Source organism: Rhodococcus sp. H-CA8f (genome assembly GCF_002501585.1).
Taxonomy (GTDB): Bacteria; Actinomycetota; Actinomycetes; order Mycobacteriales; family Mycobacteriaceae; genus Rhodococcus_F; species Rhodococcus_F erythropolis.
Genome location: NZ_CP023720.1, coordinates 468,826 through 489,355 on the forward strand (window position 1 = coordinate 468,826; position 20,530 = coordinate 489,355).

General features: G+C 62.0%; 19 protein-coding genes. 11 read left to right on the top strand and 8 right to left on the bottom strand.

Annotated features, from left to right (window positions below; translation table 11 throughout):
• Window positions 1-202 precede the first annotated feature (202 nt).
• Both CPI83_RS31125 and CPI83_RS02190 read left to right on the top strand, forming a co-directional pair.
• A complete protein-coding gene (locus CPI83_RS31125) occupies window positions 203-385 on the top strand; it encodes a hypothetical protein (RefSeq protein ID WP_232816839.1) in 183 nt (60 codons plus the stop codon).
• Window positions 386-394: 9 nt separating this feature from the next.
• Window positions 395-1,837 carry a N,N-dimethylformamidase beta subunit family domain-containing protein gene (locus CPI83_RS02190; RefSeq protein WP_232816840.1) on the top strand — a complete coding sequence of 481 codons (1,443 nt, stop codon included), beginning with the start codon at window positions 395-397 and terminating at the stop codon, window positions 1,835-1,837.
• Between the two features lie 176 nt (window positions 1,838-2,013).
• Here CPI83_RS02190 and CPI83_RS02195 read toward each other — a convergent pair whose 3' ends face one another.
• Window positions 2,014-2,655, bottom strand: a complete 642-nt coding sequence (locus CPI83_RS02195) for a nucleoside/nucleotide kinase family protein (RefSeq protein WP_020909520.1) — start codon at window positions 2,653-2,655, stop codon at window positions 2,014-2,016.
• 117 nt (window positions 2,656-2,772) lie between these two features.
• On the opposite strand from CPI83_RS02195, the gene CPI83_RS02200 reads away from it, so the two are divergent.
• From CPI83_RS02200 to CPI83_RS02220, 5 genes are all read left to right on the top strand, one after another.
• Complete coding sequence (locus CPI83_RS02200; RefSeq protein ID WP_021331692.1) at window positions 2,773-3,372, top strand: TetR/AcrR family transcriptional regulator; 600 nt, start codon at window positions 2,773-2,775, stop codon at window positions 3,370-3,372.
• Between the two features lie 42 nt (window positions 3,373-3,414).
• On the top strand, window positions 3,415-4,296 hold the full coding sequence (locus CPI83_RS02205; RefSeq protein ID WP_024487574.1) for a crotonase/enoyl-CoA hydratase family protein: 882 nt from the start codon (window positions 3,415-3,417) through the stop codon (window positions 4,294-4,296).
• A 14-nt stretch (window positions 4,297-4,310) separates the two neighbouring features.
• Entirely contained in the window at window positions 4,311-5,954 is a 1,644-nt protein-coding gene (locus tag CPI83_RS02210) for an AMP-binding protein (protein WP_092765536.1), read from the top strand.
• Between the two features lie 82 nt (window positions 5,955-6,036).
• A complete protein-coding gene (locus CPI83_RS02215) occupies window positions 6,037-7,590 on the top strand; it encodes an acetyl-CoA hydrolase/transferase family protein (protein WP_092765537.1) in 1,554 nt (517 codons plus the stop codon).
• 37 nt (window positions 7,591-7,627) lie between these two features.
• Window positions 7,628-8,839 carry a PucR family transcriptional regulator gene (locus tag CPI83_RS02220; RefSeq protein ID WP_070385031.1) on the top strand — a complete coding sequence of 404 codons (1,212 nt, stop codon included), beginning with the start codon at window positions 7,628-7,630 and terminating at the stop codon, window positions 8,837-8,839.
• Here the strand turns inward: CPI83_RS02220 and CPI83_RS02225 are convergent, their stop codons facing one another.
• The gene (locus CPI83_RS02225) at window positions 8,840-9,667 is read right to left on the bottom strand and encodes an SDR family oxidoreductase (RefSeq protein ID WP_019745803.1); all 828 of its coding nucleotides are present in this window, start codon (window positions 9,665-9,667) and stop codon (window positions 8,840-8,842) included.
• A gap of 171 nt (window positions 9,668-9,838) precedes the next feature.
• On the opposite strand from CPI83_RS02225, the gene CPI83_RS02230 reads away from it, so the two are divergent.
• Window positions 9,839-11,071 (top strand): helix-turn-helix domain-containing protein, encoded by a 1,233-nt coding sequence (locus CPI83_RS02230; RefSeq protein WP_019745802.1) that lies wholly within the window; start codon window positions 9,839-9,841, stop codon window positions 11,069-11,071.
• A gap of 4 nt (window positions 11,072-11,075) precedes the next feature.
• Here CPI83_RS02230 and CPI83_RS02235 read toward each other — a convergent pair whose 3' ends face one another.
• Window positions 11,076-11,423, bottom strand: coding sequence for a hypothetical protein (locus CPI83_RS02235; protein ID WP_020909514.1), 348 nt, complete (start codon window positions 11,421-11,423; stop codon window positions 11,076-11,078).
• A gap of 225 nt (window positions 11,424-11,648) precedes the next feature.
• Between CPI83_RS02235 and CPI83_RS02240 the strand changes: the two genes are divergently transcribed.
• On the top strand, window positions 11,649-12,734 hold the full coding sequence (locus CPI83_RS02240) for a TerC family protein (protein WP_019745800.1): 1,086 nt from the start codon (window positions 11,649-11,651) through the stop codon (window positions 12,732-12,734).
• 176 nt (window positions 12,735-12,910) lie between these two features.
• Window positions 12,911-13,840 carry an alpha/beta hydrolase gene (locus tag CPI83_RS02245; RefSeq protein ID WP_097386698.1) on the top strand — a complete coding sequence of 310 codons (930 nt, stop codon included), beginning with the start codon at window positions 12,911-12,913 and terminating at the stop codon, window positions 13,838-13,840.
• Here the strand turns inward: CPI83_RS02245 and CPI83_RS02250 are convergent.
• The 5 genes from CPI83_RS02250 to CPI83_RS02270 form a co-directional block, all read right to left on the bottom strand.
• Window positions 13,823-14,494: a Dabb family protein gene (locus tag CPI83_RS02250; protein WP_097386699.1), complete on the bottom strand. Its 672-nt coding sequence runs from the start codon at window positions 14,492-14,494 to the stop codon at window positions 13,823-13,825. The two genes, CPI83_RS02245 and CPI83_RS02250, sit on opposite strands and share 18 nt — an antisense overlap.
• The gene (locus tag CPI83_RS02255; RefSeq protein ID WP_019745797.1) at window positions 14,487-14,834 is read right to left on the bottom strand and encodes a hypothetical protein; all 348 of its coding nucleotides are present in this window, start codon (window positions 14,832-14,834) and stop codon (window positions 14,487-14,489) included. The genes CPI83_RS02250 and CPI83_RS02255 overlap by 8 nt, the downstream gene beginning before the upstream one ends.
• A 45-nt stretch (window positions 14,835-14,879) precedes the next feature.
• Window positions 14,880-16,397 (bottom strand): MFS transporter, encoded by a 1,518-nt coding sequence (locus CPI83_RS02260; protein WP_029537174.1) that lies wholly within the window; start codon window positions 16,395-16,397, stop codon window positions 14,880-14,882.
• A 132-nt stretch (window positions 16,398-16,529) separates the two neighbouring features.
• On the bottom strand, window positions 16,530-17,993 hold the full coding sequence (locus tag CPI83_RS02265; RefSeq protein WP_097388111.1) for a benzaldehyde dehydrogenase: 1,464 nt from the start codon (window positions 17,991-17,993) through the stop codon (window positions 16,530-16,532).
• Between the two features lie 92 nt (window positions 17,994-18,085).
• The gene (locus tag CPI83_RS02270; protein WP_003943104.1) at window positions 18,086-18,976 is read right to left on the bottom strand and encodes a LysR family transcriptional regulator; all 891 of its coding nucleotides are present in this window, start codon (window positions 18,974-18,976) and stop codon (window positions 18,086-18,088) included.
• A 123-nt stretch (window positions 18,977-19,099) separates the two neighbouring features.
• On the opposite strand from CPI83_RS02270, the gene CPI83_RS02275 reads away from it, so the two are divergent.
• Window positions 19,100-20,467 (top strand): NAD(P)/FAD-dependent oxidoreductase, encoded by a 1,368-nt coding sequence (locus CPI83_RS02275; RefSeq protein WP_019745793.1) that lies wholly within the window; start codon window positions 19,100-19,102, stop codon window positions 20,465-20,467.
• Window positions 20,468-20,530 lie beyond the last annotated feature (63 nt).

The following is a 20,530-nucleotide window of genomic DNA, read 5'->3' on the forward strand; positions in this document are numbered from 1 at the left end:
ATCGTTTCGGCAGGGGGAACCTGGCGGACGATTGTTCAGTCGAAGAAATTGCGCCGAATCGTTTCATCAAAGCTATTGACTATGCCGAAACGTTTCGGCACTCTCTTAGAACACCGGGACAACTTCGAGTGAAATTCGGTCGACCTCGGGCACCCTCATTCCCAGTCCATGCGCCTAAATACGACGATCCACGGAGTTACCCATGAGAGAGAAAACCCGTCCACGTCGCGCGGGTGCTGCTGCCGCGTGGTCGGCCACTGGTGGTTTGGTCGAACGGCCGGGAATGATTCCGGGAGCACCCGAGATCTGGGTCTACGCAGACAAGTTCTCCTACTTCGCCGGCGATACCGTCTCGGTGCGCGTGCACACCACCGCTGACGAATAGAACATCGAGGTGGTCCGTGACGGCGCGCGCCCACAGAGCATCGTCAAGTACATCGGGCTACCAGGCAAACAACAGTCGACGCCCGACGACGCCTATGCGACCGGGTGTGATTGGTCGGAATCCGTTGCCTTCACCGTTGCACCGAATTGGGCTTCGGGGATGTACCTGATCCTGGTTCGAATGCGCCACGAAGGTGTGGTCGTCGAACGTGAGGGCTTCTTCATTGTCAAGGCACGTGAACCCGAGCACGCTGACATGGTCCTCATCCACACCACGAGCACGATGTTGGCTTACAACGACTGGGGCGGAGCCAACAATTTCCGTGGTGCCCCGGACGGTTTCGGCGACGTGGCGACACCGATTTCGTCGACGCAGCGTCCCATCGCGCGCGGGATGTTGCGCAAACCCGAAGGTGCAGTGCGAAACATTCACACCGATATGCCGGGAATCGGATGGGTTCCGCGGCACCCGCCGTACGAATGGGCCTGGGTGAACGGATACTCGCGCCATCACGCCGACGCATTCTGGGCGACGTACGAACGCCCGTTCACGGTGTGGGCGGAGGAGCAAGCGTTTCTCGTACACCACATCACCCAGCACGACCTACATGAGGATCCTTCAGCGCTGCGCGGATATTCGTGTGCAGTCGTCGTCGGTCACGACGAGTACTGGTCGTGGGAAATGCGTGATCGTCTCGACGCATTTGTCGAAGGAGGAGGCGGCCTGGCGCGATTCGGCGGGAACTTCCTGTGGCAGGTACGCATCGAAGGTGACGCGCAGATTTGTTACAAGAACCCCTTCGACGATCCCATACGAGAAGTAGACCCCACCCGCGTCACCACGGCATGGGATTCCCCCGAGATTGATCGGCCGGGCGCGTGGACGATGGGTTTGACCGCGATGGCGGGGGTGTACAACCGTTACGGCGCAACAACTCCGAGGTCATCCGGCGGCTTTACCGTATACCGGCCCGACCATTGGGCATTGAACGGAACCGACCTGTATTACGGTGATAACTTCGGAATCGCGCCGGTCTGTATTGCTGCCTTCGCAATGGACGGTGCGGACTACACGTTCAGGAAGGGTCTGCCGTACGCCACCGGTGTCGACGGTGCACCAGAGGATCTGGAAATCATCGCAATGGCGCCGGCAGTTTCGGGGTCACGGGACAACTGGAACGGCACCGTTCCGATTGGTGCGCCCTTCGCCGAGTTGTCGGGAATCTTCGAAAGTGCCTATGGGAGAGAACTCCCCGAGCATCTGCGCGAGTTCGAATACGGTTCGGGAATGGTGGCGACACATCAGCGCGGTCTCGGAACCGTTTTCAATGCCGGGACGACCGAGTGGGTCAGTGGACTGATTCACCGGGATCCTTTCACCGAACGAATAACCGCAAACGTACTGAATCTGTTTGCTGCGCAACTGTCGAGTTTCACTGAGGAGACAGACTGACGGCGGCGACCAGCGGTAGAGTTTGTTGCCCGAGGATGATGGTCGAAGGAGGATTCATACGTACGTATGTATGGAGATAGAAATCGACTTGACCAGGGTTTTTAATCCAAACTACCGTAGTCTTCGCCGTTCAGTTGGATGGCGGGTGGGTGTGGGGAACTGCCGAACTTCGGCAGTCACGTGCGGATCTCCACGATCAGATCCGCACGTGACCTGGCCGCTGCGATTACGTCGGCGTTCGGTTGATCCACCCGTCTCACCCAGTCCGCGGCCGCTTCGGAACTCCTCCCGAAGCGGCTGTGGCGTTTCACCAACCGCTGCGTGCGTGTCGCCTCCGGAACCTCGAGGTACCAGACGGTGTCGATCGCCGCTCGTACTTGTGGCCAGCTGCCGTTTGGTAGGAGGAGGTAGTTTCCCTCGGTGACGATCAACGGCGTTCGAGGCTCGACAGCGGTTGCGCTGCCGATTGATTCGTCGATCTCGCGATCGAAGACGGGCGCGTACACAATGGAGTCTGCCGATCGGAGGCGGTGTAGAAGCGCCGCGTATCCGTCGGCGTCGAAAGTTTCCGGAGCGCCTTTTTGTCCACGCCTGCCGAGTCGGTCGAGTTCCCGATTGGCAAGGTGAAAGCCGTCCATCTCGACGACGGTGCACAGTGAGTCCAGTTTCTGCGCAATTGCCTGTGAAGCCGTCGATTTCCCGGCTCCAGGGGCTCCCGCGATGCCGAGGATGTATCGGCCGTTGTCGGTGATCAGTGAAGCGGCGCGTGAGGCAAGTTGATCGAGCGTCAGCGAGACGGTCGGCGGTGAGGTCCTCACTTGTTGCTCCGATCAGTCCGAGGTCCGGTGGATCGAGGGTACGCCGGAGGTCTTCAACCGTTGACAGTCTGAATGGACTGTGAAACTGTGAGCCATGCCACTCGAGAGACTGGAGGTGTGACCGTGACCCTGCGTGACGCGCAGCGCGAAGCCACGCGCCACCGGATTCTCGATGCGGCAACGGATTTACTGATAGCGGACGGGTATTCGTCGTTGACGACGCAGTCGGTTCAAACGGCTGCCGGAGTCAGTCGGGGCGCTCTCCTGCACCACTTTCCGAATATGCAGGAGCTCACTGCCGCGTTGGTGTCGAACATCGTCGTGCGGAACGAGGCGGCGGTGAGGTCGGCGATGTCTCGACAAGACCCGTCGGTGGATACGATCGAGAACTCGATCTCCGCTTTGTATTCGGCGTTGACTCAGCCGCCGTTCCAAGCGGAACTCGAACTGTGGTCGGCGGCTCGGACGGATCCGGTGTTGGCGGAGGTTCTCCGCGAATCGGAGCGCGTCGCCGGGCGGGATTTGCAGCGAGTTGTCCATGACGCGTTCGGGCCTGAAATTGTTGCTTCCGAGAACTATTCGCAAATTGCAGATCTAACCGTGCTGATGCTCCGTGGTTTGGCGTTGTCCCGGGCGGTACACAAGAGCGATGCCTCTGCGCGTCGTTCGATCAGTCAATGGGCGGGCGTCGTTCGCCTGCTGCTCACCCAGAACTAGCGCAACTCGTTTCGTTCGAAATGCGCTCGATCGACAGGACCGATGATGACAGATTTTGCGACCCTGAAATACGAGACCTCTGGTGGTAAGGCGTACATCACCCTGAACCGCCCCGATCGGCTCAACGCAATCGACGATCGGATGCCGTCGGACATCCGAAATGCAGTTGCGGCGGCCAATGACGACGACGACGTTCGCGTGATCATCTTGCAAGGCGCAGGCAAGGCGTTTTGCGCCGGGTACGACCTCAAGAAGTTCGCCGAAGGAGATCTCGACGGAAAGTGGAATCAAGGCCCGGTGTGGGACCCCATCAAGGACTTTCGGGGCATGAAGCAGAACACCGACGACTTCTTCACCCTCTGGCGATCGCTCAAGCCGACCATCTGCAAAGTTCAGGGTCATGCAGTCGCAGGCGGAAGCGATATTGCGCTGTCCTGCGACATGCTGATCATGGCTGACGACGCCCGCATCGGATACCCGCCTGCTCGCGTCTGGGGTTGCCCGACCACAGCTATGTGGGTGTACCGCCTCGGGGCGCAACGCGCCAAGCGAATGTTGTTGACGGGAGACACCATTGACGGTGTCACCGCCGCCGATTGGGGATTGGCGCTCGAATCGGTGCCGGCCGACGAACTGGACGCTGCGGTGGAGGCGTTGGCGGATCGCATCGCCGGTGTCCCGCTCAATCAATTGGCAATGCAGAAGATGATGATCAATCAGGCGTACGACAACATGGGGTTGCAGGGCACCCAGGTGCTGGCAACCCTGTTCGACGGAATTACGCGTCACTCGCCGGAAGGGCGCTGGTTCAAGGATTTTGCCGAACGCGACGGATTTCACGCCGCGGTGCAGTACCGCGATTCCGGCCGCAAGATTCCAGACGGAGGCGGGCCGCTCCCCGAATCCGACACCCCTTCACGATAGAAAGTGGATGTGAGATGAGCAGTGTTCTCGAAACGTCGTACTTCCCCGCGGACGTGTCGGACCCGATAGTGGAACAAACGGTCGGCGGGTTGCTCCGAGAGTGCGCCGCGGACTCGCCGAACCTGATTGCAATCCGAGAAGTGGTTCCGACGCAATCGCATTCGTTGTCCGGTGCCTCCGAGACGGATCGCACCTGGACCTTTGCGGAACTCCTGGGTGAAGCGGAGGGGTGCGCGCACTACCTCTTGTCGCAGTTCGACCGCGGCGACCGGATAACGGTCTGGGCTCCGAACATTCCGGAGTGGATGATTCTGCAGTACGGCGCCGCGCTCGCCGGAATGGTTCTGGTGACTGCCAATCCGGCGTTGGGCGCCGAGGAGTTGGCGTACGTCTTGTCGCAGTCCCAGTCCCGCGGGTTGTTCCACACCGGAAAGTTTCGCGGCGGTGACATGGCGGCGGTGGCATCCGAGGCGATTTCGATTGCGGGAGCAGAAGTTCTGGCAGTGAACTTCGAGGACTGGGATCGTCAGGTTCGAGGTTGGGCGGGCGAACGGGGCGCACTGCCGGAAGTCTCTCCTGACGACAATGCGCAGATCCAGTACACGTCGGGAACCACTGGAGTTCCCAAAGGTGCGCTGCTGCATCACCGAGGACTGGTCAATAATGCCGATTTCGTCAGTCGGAGAGGTCAATTCCCCGAACAGGGTTCGGTGGTGTCGGCGATGCCGCTGTTTCACACTGCCGGGTGCGGCATCCTGGTTCTCGGTGCTGCGCAGCGAAGAATGTCCATCGGTCTGATCCAGTATTTCGACCCGACTGCGGTTCTCGATGCGGCGGAACGCTTTCGCGCGGATGTGGTCAGTGGAGTTCCGACGATGCTGATCGCGATGATCAACGACGCCAGCTTCGCGAGCCGCGATTTCTCGACCTGTTCGGTGGTCGTGTCGGGTGGGTCGTCGGTCCCGCCCGAACTCGTGAGCACGGTGGAGTCGGCCTTCGGTGCGGGGTTCAGCATCGTCTACGGACAAACCGAGGCGAGCCCCGTGATCACGCAGACCAGCCCCGCCGACACCCCCGAAGACAAATCGGAGACGGTCGGTCTCGCGTTGCCGCAGGTCGAGGTGAAGATTTCCGACGTGGTGACCGGGGACAGCGTGCCACTCGGCGAACAAGGTGAGATCTGCGCGCGCGGGTACCTCGTCATGACCGAATACTTCCGCAACCCGGAGGCTTCGGCCGCCACCGTGGACAAGGACGGTTGGTTGCATACCGGCGACTTGGGGACGATGGATCACCGTGGATACGTCCGGGTGACTGGCCGGCTCAAGGACATGATCATCCGCGGCGGGGAGAACATCTATCCGCGAGAGGTCGAGTCCGTGATCTTCACGCATCCGAAGATCCTCGATGTGGCGGTCGTGGGTGTGCCCGACGAGGTGTGGGGCGAGCGGGTGGTTGCCGTCATCAGGTGGAAAGACGAGTCCGACCAGCCGACCGCAGCCGAACTGGTCGAGTTCTGCACCGAGCGACTGGCACGCCACAAAGCACCCAAGGAGTGGTTCAGTGCAGAAGCATTTCCTCTGACCGGCTCGGGCAAGATTCAGAAATATCGAATTGCGAGCCTGGTCGGCGAGGGCGCCTACGGCGTCGTCAGCTGACCCGAGTCCTTAGCACGTCGGAGCGATTCTGTCTGGGTTATCCCCGTAAATCGCTTCGACGTGCCCTGTTTATCCTGGTGTCGTGAGTTCAACCTTCGGTGAAACCGGACACAAAGCCACCTCCAGCCGCATTCGCGCCACAGCCTTTGCGTCGAAGGTGATGGCCGCGTCCGACGCTGTGAAGTTCATTCACCCCGGAGACACGGTCGCGATCAGCGGTTTCGCAAGCGCCGGTACTCCCAAGGTGATCATTCCGGCGCTGGCCGAGCGCATTCACCACACCCGCGGCAACGGATCGAACTTCACGATCAATCTCCTGACCGGTGCTTCGGTGTCCACCGAGACCGAAAGGCTGCTCGCCGAGGTCGACGGAATCGCGCTGCGAATGCCGTATCAGTCCGAGGCCACCGCGCGTCGCCGCATCAACGACGGTCGCATGGACTACGTCGACATCCATCTCTCCCACGTTGCTCAGCAGGTGTGGGAGGGCTACTACGGCAATGTCGACGTCGCGGTCGTCGAAGTCGCCGGTATCACCGAATCAGGTGAACTGATTCCCTCCGCGTCGATCGGCAACAACAAGACGTGGCTCGACGTCGCAGACAAGGTCATTCTCGAAGTCAACTCCTGGGTGCCCGAGGCGATGGAAGGCATCCACGACGTCTACTACGGCACCGCGTTGCCGCCGCATCGCAAGCCTCTCGAGATCACCCGCGTCGAAGACCGGATCGGCCAGACGACATTCCGAGTGGATCCCGCGAAGGTTGTGGCCGTTGTCGAGACCGACTGCCGAGACAGCGCGAGCCCTCTCACTGCACCCGACGCCGTCAGTGAGGCGATCGCCGGCCACGTCCTGGAATTCTTCGACTCCGAGGTGCGCGCCGGACGGATGCCGGCGGATACCTTGCTTCCGCTGCAAGCAGGCATCGGCAATGTCGCAAACGCGGTGCTCGGCGGTCTCGATCGGGGGCCGTACCGCGGCCTGACCTGCTACTCCGAGGTCATCCAGGACGGGATGCTCAAGCTGATCAAGGACGGAACCGTCGCGCATGCGTCGTCGACGGCCTTGGCGCTCACCGACGAGGGCATCGAAGAACTGACCGCGAACATCGACTTCTACCGCAACCACATCACGCTCCGTCCCCAGGAAATCAGCAACCACCCAGAGGTGGTGCGCAGACTCGGAATCCTCGCCATGAACGGCATGCTCGAAGCCGACATCTACGGCAACGTGAACTCGACGCACGTCATGGGGACGAAGATCATGAACGGAATCGGCGGCTCGGGGGACTTCGCTCGTAACGGCTACGTGTCCATGTTCCTGAGCCCGTCGACGGCCCGCGGCGGTGAGATCTCGGCGATCGTTCCGATGGTTCCGCACGTCGACCACACCGAGCACGACACTCAGGTGTTGGTCACCGAGCAGGGGTTGGCCGATCTGCGCGGTCTGTCTCCGCGGCGACGCGCGCGCCTGATCGTCGACAACTGTGCTCACCCGGAGTTCCGGCCACTGCTCCGCGATTACATCGCTCGCGCCGACGCTCAGCCGGGCGCGGGGCAGACGCCGCACATCCTGGGCGAGGCATTCTCGTTCCATCAGCGGTACATCGACACGGGTTCGATGCGCCTTTCCTGACGCCGGGCAATTCCGCTGACAGTGAGAGAATGCGAGGGTGAGCCGAACCGGGGTACCTGACGACGCCATCCGCCGGGTTGCCGCGGCAGGGGCGGACGACGCCGGTGGCCTACCCGTCGAGTTGCTGGGTGATTTCCTGGACGTGCTCAGTGTCGCCGTATGCGAGGGGAAGCCGCTGCAGCGTCGTCAGCTGCATCGTTTCCGTGCCCGCGGTGAAGAAGCGGCGCAGCAGGGTGTTGCCCTGCGAGCCCTGCTCGATCTTTATCTCTCCTCGGCGTGGCGCCTGTGGCGTGAGCTCCCCGCTGTTATTGCGGCACAATCGGATCCGACTGCCGTCGTCTCGGCCGGCGAAGTCATGCTCCGCGCCGTCGACGATGCCGTCGCCGAACTGGCCGAAGGATTTCAGTTGGCCAGGCGTTCTCTGGTCCGCTCGCAGGTATCGGCACGCCGTGAGTTCGTCGACGACCTGTTGACCGGTGGAGCCGATGTCGTCGGATTGTTAGGTCGTGCTTCGGGATTCGGGCTCCATCTCAGCGGTCCGCATGCCGTCGCGGTCGTGACCGCGACGCGCGAGTTCACCGACGACAATCCCTTGGTGCGGGCCGTCGAACGTGCCGTGCTCGGCAGCAAGGGTGACGCCGACGCGTTGGTTGCCAGCAAGAGCGGCAAACTGGTCGTCGTTTTCGCGGCGCCGGACCGTGATGCCGTTGATCACGTGCTGGCGGGTATTCGGTCGGCTCTCGGACCGGGAACCGATGACGACGGGCGAGTTCAGTTGCAGCGGCGTGCTTTGGACGGCACCTGGCAGATCGCTGTCGGGCGCCCTCGCACCACCGCTTCGGGCGTCGTGGCGTCGTACCGGGAGGCGCTCGACGCACTGGACCTGGCGCAGCGCCTGTCGTTGACCGCACCGATCATCGATGCTCGTGACCTGCTGGTCTACCGCGTTCTGGTCAACGACAGGCCGGCGGTCACCGACCTGATCCACACCCTGCTCACCCCGCTGCTCGAGGCACGCGGCGGCGCTGGGCCGATGATCGACACCCTGCTCGCGTACTTCTCCGCCGGCGGCAATACGGCAAAGACCGCCCGAGACCTGCATTTGTCGGTCCGGGCGGTCACGTACCGCTTGGACCGTATCCGTGAACTCACCGGCCAGAACGTCAACGACCCCAATGACAGCTTCGCGCTCCACGCTGCCGTGCTGGGCGCGAAGTTGCTCGACTGGCCGGCCACGGAGCTGGCCTGATCAGCTGGTGCGCGCCCGTTCCTCGTAGGCAGCACGGGCCGCGGTGTCGACGTCGCCGAGAAACTGCGTCTCGACGCCGAACAGTCGGCTCAATGCCTCGTAAGGCCGTCGGGGCACGAAACCCTGTGCCTGGACAAGCAGTCCGGACACTCGCGTAATGCGCACGCGTGGTCGAGGTTTGGTGATCAAGCCGACGATTGCTTCGGCGATTTCCTCCGGCTGAACCTCACGGAAACCCTTCATTCCCGAAGTCCCGGAAGTGAGTTGGGTGTTGGTGAGCGTCGGCAGTACGGACGAGACGTTCACTCCGGTGCCACGAACTTCCTTGCGGACAGAATCGGTGAAGCCCAACACCGCATGCTTGGCGCCGCAGTACGTCGACAGACCGGGGCACGGGAGTTCGCCGGCAAGCGAAGCGATGTTGATGACGTGTCCACGTCCGCGTGGAAGCATCCGTCGCAGTGCGAGTTTGGTTCCCGTGATCACGCCGAGGACGTCGATCTCGATGATGCGTCTGGTCACGGTGTCGTCCTCGTCGACGATCCGTCCGACCGGCATGATGCCCGCATTGTTGACCAGTACGTCGATCGGGCCGAGTTCACCTTCGACGGTGTCGAGGAAGTCGAAGAACGACGCGGGGTCGGTGACGTCGAGACGCCCGAACGTACGGATGCCCAAATCTTTTGCAGCCTGCGCGAGAGTGGCTTCGTCGATGTCGCCGATCGCGACCCTCGCGCCCAGGCTGATGAGCCGTTTCGCGGTGGCGTATCCGATGCCCCTGGCGCCACCGGTGATGACCACTACCTGACCGTCGAAAGGCTTGTTCATATCGCGAGCGTCTCCAAAAACTAGAGGGATGGGATTGCAGTGACGTAAATCTGCAGCGACGTGAAACTGCAGTGAGATGTGATTGTGGACCAGTTGAAGTTGGGTAGATAGGGCTTGTTGGCCGAACCAAGGCGATAGATTTATGACTAAGTCACAATTCGGGGAGGCGCCATGGAAACATCGGAGTTGGACGGCTGGATTGCGAATCTCGCACCCATCTATCTCCAGCCGGAGGTGATCGACGGTTTCGTCCAACGCATCGACGACGCCATTGCCGAGGCCAATCCCGAGGTAGCGGCTGATCGGGAGCTACGACGCGATGTGGATGCGAGCACCGCGGCGCAGCTCCGCGTCATCGTGGCGGCGATCGCGGGCGGTTCCCAAGAGGTCACGCCGCCGGCGGAGTCGGTTGCGCTTGCACTCACCGTCGCTCGGCGCGGTATGGATCTTCGGGTCCTGCTCAAGATCTACGGCGCCGGACGCCTCGCGATGCTGGGTTTCGTCGACGAGTCGATAGAGGCACTCCCGATCGGTCCGGAACTCAAACGCGCACTTCTCGTTCGAGTGTGGGGTTCGGCGATGAGATGGCTGGAAGTGACCACCGAATTGTTGGTCGCGACGTACGCGAAGGAGCGGGAGAGCTTGGCGCGCGGCGCTTTTGCGCGTCGGTCCGAGACGGTGCACGCGATTGTCGCGGGCGAAGCCCTTCACTCCGACGAAGCGTCCCGGATCCTGGACTATCCGATGCGGCGCCACCACACGGCGTTTGTTCTCTGGACGGACGACACCGACCCGGCTGCAGACGTATTGGCGCGGTTGGACTCGTACGCCCGTACCTTTGTGGACGAGTCCAATGGCGAGCGTGTTCTGACTTTGCCTTCGGGCGCGCGTGAGCTGTGGTCGTGGGTCGCGCATTTCGACGGCCAGGAGTGGGCGTCACATGTTGATGCCCGGCATTCGGATCTTCGCGTTGCAGTGGGAGCGAGCGGTTACGGAATGGAAGGATTCGCTCGCAGTCATCGCGAGGCGCTCGCCGCGCAGCGCGTGGCGGTCCGTTCCGGGGGCTCGCCGGGTATCACCGTCTACGAGGATGTTCAGGTTCCCTGTCTGCTCACCGAAGATCTGGGCGAACTGCGTGAGTTGGTGGCTCGGGAACTGAAAGGCCTGGCCGGCGCGGACGGCGTCACGACGCGCATCCGTGACACCGTCCGGGTCTACTACGAGAACAACTGCACCGCGGCCGCTACTGCCGCTGCCCTCGGCCTGCACAAGAACACCGTGCGGTATCGACTCGATCAGGCCGAAAAGCTACTGGGTCGCAGCGTCGACCAGCGTCGGCTGCCGACGGAGTTGGCCCTCATCGCACTGGAGAGCTACGGAGCCACCATCGCGCCGGCGCCGTGATTCGCTACTGCATGTCATCGAGTCCGGGGAGCGAGTAGCCGGAGTTGTCATCCCAATCTGCGGGGGTGTCATCGAGTGAAACGTCCCAGTCGGCGTCGGGCACCGCTCGCCGGAGTTCGGTCAGTGCGTTGAACCAGTAGACGAGTGACGGAATCACCTCGGTCGGATCGCTCGAGATCTTGGTCGAGCCGTTGAGCAGAGTGTTGGGGATATCCGACGGGTAGAGGTCCAGGACCTCGTAGTCGAACGGAAATTCGTCGTTGTGGACGGCGATGAGTCGGTCGACTTCGGCCTTCTCGTCGTCGGTCAGCGGTGTGGAGCGGACGGCGGAGTAGTACAACGAGGTGCTCATGTTTGCCAGGCTAGAACAAGTTGCCTTCCAACGGCGGTTTCGGATGCAACACCTTTAGATTGCATGATCTCGGCAACTTTAGATACAAAAGTCGTCGATATTTCGACAGGGATGGATAGAAGTCGGCAAGGAACACTGGAGAAGACGGCGAGACGGCCGTCCGAACCCAGTGAAGGAGCTCCCCGTGACCGCAGTCATCAGTGCCATTCGGGTAGGTGGTCAGCGATGAACGTTCCCATGTGGGCGTGGGCCGCGTTCGCCGCAGTCATCGTCGTCATGTTGCTCATCGACTTGCTCGCCCACCGCGGCGCGCATGTCATCGGCTTCAAGGAAGCGGCCTGGTGGAGTGCACTCTGGGTCGGTTTGTCTCTCGTGTTCGCGGTGGTTGTCACCCTGACCTTGGGGGTGAACTCGGGCGTCGAATTCACAACAGCCTGGCTGTTGGAGAAGAGCCTCTCGGTCGACAACCTCTTCGTGTTCGCCCTGATCTTCGGTTACTTCAAGGTGCCCCGTGAGTACCAGCACCGTGTGCTGTTCTTCGGTGTCATCGGCGCCCTGATCTTCCGCGGAATCTTCCTCGCTGCCGGCGTTGCCGTGGTCAGCAAGTTCACGGCCGTGCTGTTCGTCTTCGCCGCCATCCTGCTCTACAGCGCTTACAAGCTGCTCAAGGACGACGACGAGAGCTTCGATCCGGGTACGTCGCTGGCAGTTCGCCTGCTGCGCAAGATCATGCCAGTTCGCGAGGAATACGCGGGAACCAAGTTCTTCGTCAAGGAAGCCGGAAAGCGCGTCGCAACACCGCTGTTCGCCGTCGTCGTCGCCATCGAAGCCGCCGACCTCGTGTTCGCAGTCGACAGCGTCCCGGCAGTCCTGGCAGTGAGCGACGACCCGTTCATCGTGTACTCCAGTAACGCGTTTGCGATCCTGGGTCTGCGTGCCCTGTACTTCCTGCTCTCGGGTCTGCTCGAGAAGTTCCACTACCTCTCCAAGGGTCTGTCGATCATCCTCGCCTTCATCGGCGTGAAGCTGATCATGCAGGCCAGCCACAAGGTGATCAGCACGTCGATCCCCGAGATCCCCTCGCTGGTCAGCCTCGCGGTGATCATCGTGGTCTTGGCAGGCTCGATCATCCTGAGCCTCAAGAAACCGCTACCGCAAGAGCCTGAGGCCGAAGAGGTTGCGTCCGGTGATGCACCGGTCGACCTCGAGAAGACAGGCCCGAATGGGGGCGTCGAGTCTTCCGACATCGCGCTTGCTGCCGGCGAGCACGACGACGATGACGACAAGGTGGATGCTCGCAGTAGGAGCTGACGCCTGATCGGCTGAACCGAATCGAAAAGGGAGACCACACAACGAGGTGTGGTCTCCCTTTTCGTTTCTCACGACTTCTCGTAACCAAACAGACCACTGATCGGGAAGGTGTGTTCTCACTCGGCCGCGCGCGATCTACCTTGGCGGATGCCCGACGTCCGAGATCAGGAGTGCACATGACAATTCACGCGGAAGTCATCACCATGCTGGCCACGCTCAACGCCGCATTTCCGGATGTCACCAGCTTCGAGCCGTCGGAGTTGCGCGCTCTGCTTCGGAATCGACGCGCCCCGTTGGAGCGGCTTCCCGATTTGCGTACGGTCGAAGACCTCGCAATCGAGGGCCCCGGTGGAGATCTGGCGATCCGCGTCTACCGCCCGCACACTTCCTCCGACGCCGTACCGCTGGTCGTCTTCGCTCATGGCGGAGGCTTCGTGTTCTGTGACCTGGACAGCCACGACGAATTCTGCCGGTCCATGGCGGAAGGGGTTGGCGCCGTCGTCGTCTCCGTCGATTATCGTCTGGCCCCTGAGCACCCCGCGCCGGCAGCACACGACGACGTCTACGCCGCATTGGAGTGGGCGGCGAAACACGCGGCACAGTACGGCGCAGACCCGAGCAAGATAGTCCTTGCCGGCGACAGCGCGGGCGGCAATCTTGCTGCGACAGTTGCCATCGCCGCCCGCGATCGTGGGGGGCCGGCGGTTGCGGCGCAGGTTCTCATCTATCCGGTGATCGACGACGATTTCGACACCGAGTCCTACCGTCTCTACGGTACCGACCACTACAACACGACCACGGCCATGAAGTGGTACTGGGACCAATATGCTCCCGAACGCCGAGATGACGTGCGGGTGATACCCACTCGGACAGAGTCGTTCGCCGATCTTCCCGCGGCTGTTGTCGTGACAGCCGAGCTGGATCCGCCGTGCTCGTCCGGTGACGAGTACGCGAAACTGCTTGCCTCGGCCGGCGTCCCCGTGCAGCATCATCGCTTCGACGGGTTGTTTCACGGGTTCCTCACTATTCCGTCATTGTCGCTCACAGAGCCGGCACGCCAGAAAGTTTGGGCGATGATCCGCGAGGTATCAGCCGCCGCTCGATAGGATCTCGTCGCCCAGTTCGCCGAAGGTATGGCAGATTCTTTCCCGCACAATGGCTTCGGTGCATTCGGGATCGAACCATCGATCAACGACGCCCCAGTGGATCGGATGATCGAGGTATTGGGTCTGCAGTGATTCGAGGTCGGTGAACTCCTGCTCCCACACATGGGTCCACGGTGCTTCGTCACATGCAGGTGTTGCGCCGGTCGCCGCACTCACCCGACTGAGTCGCCAGGCAGCGATCGAGGAGATATGCCCGGGCATCTTCAGCAGGTCACTTTCGAACTGTTCGATTTCGTCCTCGGAGGTAGTGGGTTCAACGCGAATCAGCAGCGCTCGGTACACCCCGTTCGGGCCGGTGGCGCGCGAGCGACCCTCGGTTCCGGAACCGTACTCGGCGCCGTGAAAGCGTTCGATGGCATCGTGGTGAAGTTCGGCGTCGACGGAATCGCTAACGGCTCGCCACGCGGCTTCATTCGCGAACTGAAGATGAACGATCAGATCTCCGCCGTTGATGGCGCCGGGCAGAGTAGCGGTGACGAGATGGCGAACTGCGCCCGACGATTCTGCCACTGCCGCAATGGTGTTCACCGCATTCGCCCAGCCGTCCGAGTCCGTGCTGTCGGCAGCAAAAACAACCCTCGTGACGTTATACATCGGCCAGTGCCTCGACGTCGTCGGCAGCAGCCGCCATGGTGCGGCTACGTTCGCAGATGAGTGGTTCCATGGCATCCCACCACTGCCGAAGCGTGGTGTCGCCGCGACTCAGACGAGTCATGGCCCACCAACCGGAGGCTCCGTCGACGGTCCACGTGATAGTCACGACGTTCGGTTCGTACTCGGACCACAACGGCGGACTGACAAGTATGTTGTCGAGGGTCAGGCTGCGTCGCCGGGCGTTCGGCAGGTAGCCGGCACGCCATTCGTCGACGAACTTCTGCCCGCATCCGGGATTCGTGACGATCCGGTCGATCACGTAGAGAGTCTCACCTGCCATGTGCGCAGGCTACGTTCCGTCTAAGTCTCTGCGGTACTACCGATCTCACGCAGCGGGAGGTTGTTCGGAAGCGGACGGGGAGCGTGCCGGTCGCAGCCCCAGCCACCCCACCAGTCCCACCAGAACGAAGGCAACGCCCGCGGTCGCGAACGTGACGGTGAAGGCAGATTCGCTTGGCATCGCCGGAACACCTTCGGGGAGGTTCGCGATTGTCATCGACGCCAGAATCGTTGTCACTACTGCGCTGCCGATGGCGCTGCCGGTGGAACGTGAGATCGAGTTGATGCCGTTGGCGATGCCGCTCTGATGATGCGGCACGTTGGACATGATGATGGCGGGCATGGCTGCATAGCCGAGGCTCAGGGCGGCGCCGATCACCATGCCCGCACCGATGACCGACGCGGTGTGCGTGTGGTCGAACGCGAGCCACGCGAACGGCACCGCGCCCAGGATCGCAGTGAGTCCCAGAACGAATCGCGGCCCACGGAGTCTGATGAGACGACCGCCGATCGGGGCGGCGATCAGCGAAACTATCGCGCCAGGCAGCAGGAATTCGACCGACGCACGCAGAATGCTCGCGTCGAAGCCGTATCCGGTGAGATCGCGGGGAAGTTGTGCGAGATACGAGATCCCGAGGAAGTTCGCGAACATGCCGAAGCCCACCACGACGCCGGCAAGATTTGCCATCATCACCGGGCGGTGGACGAACATCCGCATGTCGACAAGCGGTTCGTCGACGATCTTCTCGATCCATACCCAGACTGCGAACATCACGATCGAGCCCACGAAAACACCGACGGTCAAGGGTGACAACCACCCCCATTGGTGGCCTTGAGAAATGGCCAGAAGAAGCAGAAGTAGTGCCGCGCCCAGACTCAGCGCACCGATGAGGTCCACGCGCCCACCGCTTTTGTGCGTGGTGGGCGGGACCAGCGTGGCGACGGCAATCAAGGCCAGCACTGCGAATCCGGTGGCCATCCAGAAGGCGTTGCGGTAGTCGGCATCCGGAGCCGATGTGAGCAGACCGGTGGCCACGAGGGCGAGACCGCTGCCGAACGCGAGAGTTCCGCTGACCAGGGCCATGGCGCCGGGAAGCTTCTGTGGTCGTATCTCTTCGCGCAAGACAGAGAGTGCGAGAGGGAAGATCGCGGTGGCTGTTCCCTGGAGTACACGGCCGAGGATCAGCAGTGGCAGATTGTGCGCCAATGCCGCGACAATCGAACCGATCACCATGACGACGAGGACGCCGACCAAGGTGCGCTTCTTGCCGTGCTGATCGCCGTAGCGTCCCAGCAGGGGAGTAAAGACGGCAGCGGAAAGCAGGGTCGCCGTCGTCACCCAACTGACGCCGGCGGACGAGGCTCCGAGGTCGGACTGAATCCGTCCCAGGATCGGAACCGGCAGCGTCTGCATCATCGAGACGATCATCGCTGCCAGGCTCAAAGCGCCGATGATCACGGCCTCCCGGCGCGGCGATCTTGCTACGGACTGGTCCGGGGAATCGGTGGCAGTTGGCGTAGCGCTGGGGCTCGCGGCACTGCTCGTCGTAACTGTGTTCGTCAACGGGTCCTTCTCGGGAACAACAAGAGAAAATGCTTAATGTGGCGAAGTAATTTTCTCTGGATGGTAAGTCCGCGAGATCGATCCCGTCAATGCTGGTCAGCGACCGAGTGGGACATGCCCTGTGAATTCGTTCTAGAAGGGGTATACCGGGAGTGCGCTTTGCGCCGTCACCCATTGTGTTTCCGTGAAGGCATCGAGGTTTGCACCGATACCGCCGACACGGCCGCCGTTACCCGAAGACGCCATGCCGCCGAACGGGATGACGGCTTCGTCGCCGACCGTCTGATCGTTGATGTGGACCAGGCCGGTGGGAATCTGTTGGGCGAGTTCGAGTCCGCGCATCGCGTCGGAGGTCAGAATGCCCAGCGACAACCCGTACTCGGAATCGTTGGCTATGGCGACGGCTTGTTCGACGGTGGCGAAGGGGGTCACCGGTGCGACCGGCCCGAAGACCTCGTCGGCGAAGGCAGGCGCGGTGAGTGGGGTGTCGGCTAGCACGGTGGGCCGGTAGAAGAGATCCTCGTAGGTGCCGCCGGCAGCCAGTTTTGCTCCGGCCGCGATGCTTCCGGTGACCAGAGAGTGGATGTGGTCGCGTTGTTTGGCGTCGATGATGGGTCCGAGTGCGACCTGACCGGTGAACGGGTCGCCTACCGGAAGCTTGTCGGCGTGTTCGGCAAGGAGTGCGGTGTAGTCGGCGGCGATACTTTCGTGGACCAGTTGGCGGCCGGTGGTCATGCAGATCTGTCCCTGGTGCATGAACGATCCGAAAGCGCCGACAGATGCGGCCTTTTCGAGGTCGACGTCATCCATGACGATCAGCGCATTGTTGCCGCCGAGTTCAAGATGAGCGCGCTTGAGATGGCGGCCCGCCAGTTCGCCGACCGCGCGTCCAGCTCGGGTCGACCCGGTGAATGCGATGACGCGAACGCTCGGATGAACCACGATTGCCTCACCGGCGTCAGCGCCGCCCGGCAGCATGCTGAACACTCCGGCGGGCAAGCCTGCTTCTTCGAAGATGCGAGCGAGAACCACACCGCCGCAGATCGCCGTGCGCGGGTCAGGCTTGAGAATCACCGAATTGCCCAGCGCCAGTGCGGGAGCGACTGCACGGATCGACAAAATGATGGGGAAGTTGAACGGCGCGATGACGCCGACGGTTCCGACGGGTACGCGACGAGAGAAGCTCAGCCGAGGTTGCTCCGAGCGCAGAACCTCGCCGACAGGGTGTGCGGCCAAAGCTGCTGCGTTGTAGCACTCTTCGGCAGCGGTATGGGTTTCCAGCCCGGCCTTGGCCGGGATGCTGCCGGCCTCGCGGATTACCCATTCGCCGATTTCGTCGGCGTACTGCTCGAACAGTTGACCGGCGCGGCGTAGAACGGCGGCTCGTTCAGTGTATGGTCTTGCCGCCCAATCCTTCTGAGCTGCAGTAGCTTTTGTTGCAGCGGCCGCCACGTCGTCGGGTGTTGCCATGCCGACCGTCGTCAACTGCTTGCCGGTGGCCGGCTCGACGACAATACGATCGTCGGCGCTACCGCGAACCCATTCGCCGTCGAAGATCTTCGATTCCCACACAGGTTCGCTCAGCAAACGCGTCATGGCCGCTCCTCGGTAAAGGGATGCAACCGCGCGCCGCATCACATGGTTGCCCACCACGTTGCTCTGTGAGGGGGTCGATCGCCATCACACTTTCACTCAGTGAAAGACGGATTCATGGCGTCCTTGAGTGCTTGGATCAGATCGGCGAACTCGGTGGAGTGGGTAGCGCCGCTGCGGGTCACACCCGAGACGGGAATGCGCAAGCGGCCGTGCGATTCTCGCATGAAGCTGATTCCAGCGCGCGGAGATTCGCCTGCGGTGATCGAATAGAGCAGGGTCCAGGCGCGCGGGTTGGTGATCACGTCCAGCGTGGCTGTGTGATCGCTCGGAATTGCGGGGCCCAGTTGGACGCGTCGATCGATCTCGCGGAATGCGTCCTCGACCACCTTGTGAATGAGCACCTGACTTTGGCGCGGCGGCAGGAGCAGGGGATATGCGGCCAGATCATTGAGGTCGACGCTTTGCTGGCCGGCTAGGGGGTGTCGGCTCGACATGACGACCAGGAGATCTTCGACGCCGAGGTCCAAGGGTTCGAGTCCGGGGCGGTCGACGCCGCCGCGAATCAGGGCGATGTCCGCGTCACCGGAGGCCACAGCATCCATGCGGTGGGCAAAGCTCTTGATGACGAACTCGACGTCCAGGTCCGGATGAAGTTCGCGCACGTGTGCGATGGCGTCCAGCGTCTGAGCGGCAAAGCTCATGTTTCCGGTGATTCGGATCCGGGCTCTCGGGTCTCGTGCGACGGAGTACGCCATCGTTTCGAGACTGAGGACTTGCTGCGCGATGGGCACCAGTCGCGATCCTGCCGGGGCCAGGCGAACCGCCCGGGTCGAGCGCTCGAAGAGTGTCGCCCCGAGCTCCTTCTCCAGTCGTGCGACCTGATGGCTGATCGCCGACTGCGAGATGAAGCAGCGTTCGGCGGCGCGACTGAAGCTCAGTTCCTCGCTCACGACGAGAAAGTACTTGAGTTGGCGGAAGTCCATGAGGACAGCTTACTTATGAGCAATCGAGATAACAGTCTTGCGAATACTCCAGCTAGCTGGACCCGACCCATGATCAGTCCATACCGTAATAGTCATACTTTCAATTTGGTTGAGGAGTTCGTTGTGGATAGAACAGCTGCGGGTCGCGCCGACATCGACGCGACTGGACACGAGAAGACTCAGGTTGTGATCGTCGGTTCGGGATTCGGAGCCCTCGCCGCGGCCAAGACCCTCGCGAAGTCCAAGACGCCGTTCGTTCTCATCTCCGCCACCACCGAGCACCTCTTCCAGCCGTTGCTCTACCAGGTGGCGACGGGTGTCCTGTCGGCCGGCGAAGTTGCTCCGCCCATCCGCACGATCCTGCAGAAGTACCCTAACGCCGACGTCCGCCTCGGCCGCGTCGTCGAGGTCAACGCCGAAGAGAACACCGTCGTCTACGAAGCCTCGGGCACCCGCCACACGCTCGGGTACCGCTCGCTCATCGCAGCCACCGGTGCCACGCAGGCGTACTTCGGTCATGACGAGTTCGAAAAGGTCACCTACAAGCTCAAGACCGTCGAGGACGCCGAGGTACTGCGTAAGCAGATCCTGCGTTGCTTCGAGGAAGCGCACACCACCAACGACGCGCTGGTTCGCCGTAACCTGCTCAGCTTCGTTGTCGTGGGTGCCGGTGCGACCGGCGTCGAGCTCGCCGGACAGATCAAGGAACTGGCGCGTCGCTACTTTGCGAAGGCCATCAACAACATCAGTGCCGACGAGGTCACGGTCACCATGGTCGAAGGCGCCGGCGTTGCGCTTCCGGCCTTCGGCGGCAAGCTCAGTGAGTACACGCAGGCCTCGCTCGAGAAGTCGGGTGTCGAGGTAGTCCTCAACACCATGGTCACCGCCATCGACGAGCATGGTGTCACCGTCTCTTCGGCAAAGACCAAGGAAGAGAAGCGCATCGACGCCGAGACCGTCATCTGGTCGGCCGGTGTACGCGCCAACGACTTCGCCGCAGTGCTCGGAGAGGCAACCGGTTGTGAGAGTGACCGCGCAGGTCGTCTGCTCATCAATCCGGACTTGACCGTCGGCGGGTTCGCCAACGTCTTTGCCATCGGCGACATGACTTCGCTCAACGGTCTGCCCGGTCAGTCGCCCGTTGCGATGCAGGGTGGCCGTCACGCCGCGAAGACTGTGAACGGAAAGGTCAAGGCCGGAACGCCTTTCAAGTACTTCGACAAGGGCAGCATGTCGATCATCAGCAGATTCAGCGCTGTATGTCGCGTCCGCAAGGTCGAGTTCAAGGGCACGATCGCCTGGTTCATGTGGCTGGCCGTGCACGTGATGTATCTGGTGGGCTTCCGCAACCGGTACGTCGCTGTGATGTCGTGGTTCGGTTCGTTCATCGGTCACCGTCGTCCGCACTTCCACTACGCGCAGGAACCGATGAAGATCGAGGCCGCACCGCCGGTGACCGAACGCGAACCGGAATTGGCGCACTCCGCGTAGCTCCGCACCGCCTGAACACGTTTCGCCTGATGCCAGTCACAGTGGATTCTTAGTGGCACTGCC

Bases quoted from the DNA above. Each gene is read 5' to 3' on its own strand.
- CPI83_RS31125 (WP_232816839.1), top strand. From the start codon at position 203: ATGAGAGAGAAAACCCGTCCACGTCGCGCGGGTGCTGCTGCCGCGTGG.
- CPI83_RS02205 (WP_024487574.1), top strand. From the start codon at position 3,415: ATGATGACAGATTTTGCGACCCTGAAATACGAGACCTCTGGTGGTAAG.
- CPI83_RS02210 (WP_092765536.1), top strand. From the start codon at position 4,311: ATGAGCAGTGTTCTCGAAACGTCGTACTTCCCCGCGGACGTGTCGGAC.
- CPI83_RS02225 (WP_019745803.1), bottom strand. From the start codon at position 9,667: ATGAACAAGCCTTTCGACGGTCAGGTAGTGGTCATCACCGGTGGCGCC.
- CPI83_RS02230 (WP_019745802.1), top strand. From the start codon at position 9,839: ATGGAAACATCGGAGTTGGACGGCTGGATTGCGAATCTCGCACCCATC.
- CPI83_RS02235 (WP_020909514.1), bottom strand. From the start codon at position 11,423: ATGAGCACCTCGTTGTACTACTCCGCCGTCCGCTCCACACCGCTGACC.
- CPI83_RS02240 (WP_019745800.1), top strand. From the start codon at position 11,649: ATGAACGTTCCCATGTGGGCGTGGGCCGCGTTCGCCGCAGTCATCGTC.
- CPI83_RS02245 (WP_097386698.1), top strand. From the start codon at position 12,911: ATGACAATTCACGCGGAAGTCATCACCATGCTGGCCACGCTCAACGCC.
- CPI83_RS02250 (WP_097386699.1), bottom strand. From the start codon at position 14,494: ATGTATAACGTCACGAGGGTTGTTTTTGCTGCCGACAGCACGGACTCG.
- CPI83_RS02255 (WP_019745797.1), bottom strand. From the start codon at position 14,834: ATGGCAGGTGAGACTCTCTACGTGATCGACCGGATCGTCACGAATCCC.
- CPI83_RS02265 (WP_097388111.1), bottom strand. From the start codon at position 17,993: ATGACGCGTTTGCTGAGCGAACCTGTGTGGGAATCGAAGATCTTCGAC.
- CPI83_RS02270 (WP_003943104.1), bottom strand. From the start codon at position 18,976: ATGGACTTCCGCCAACTCAAGTACTTTCTCGTCGTGAGCGAGGAACTG.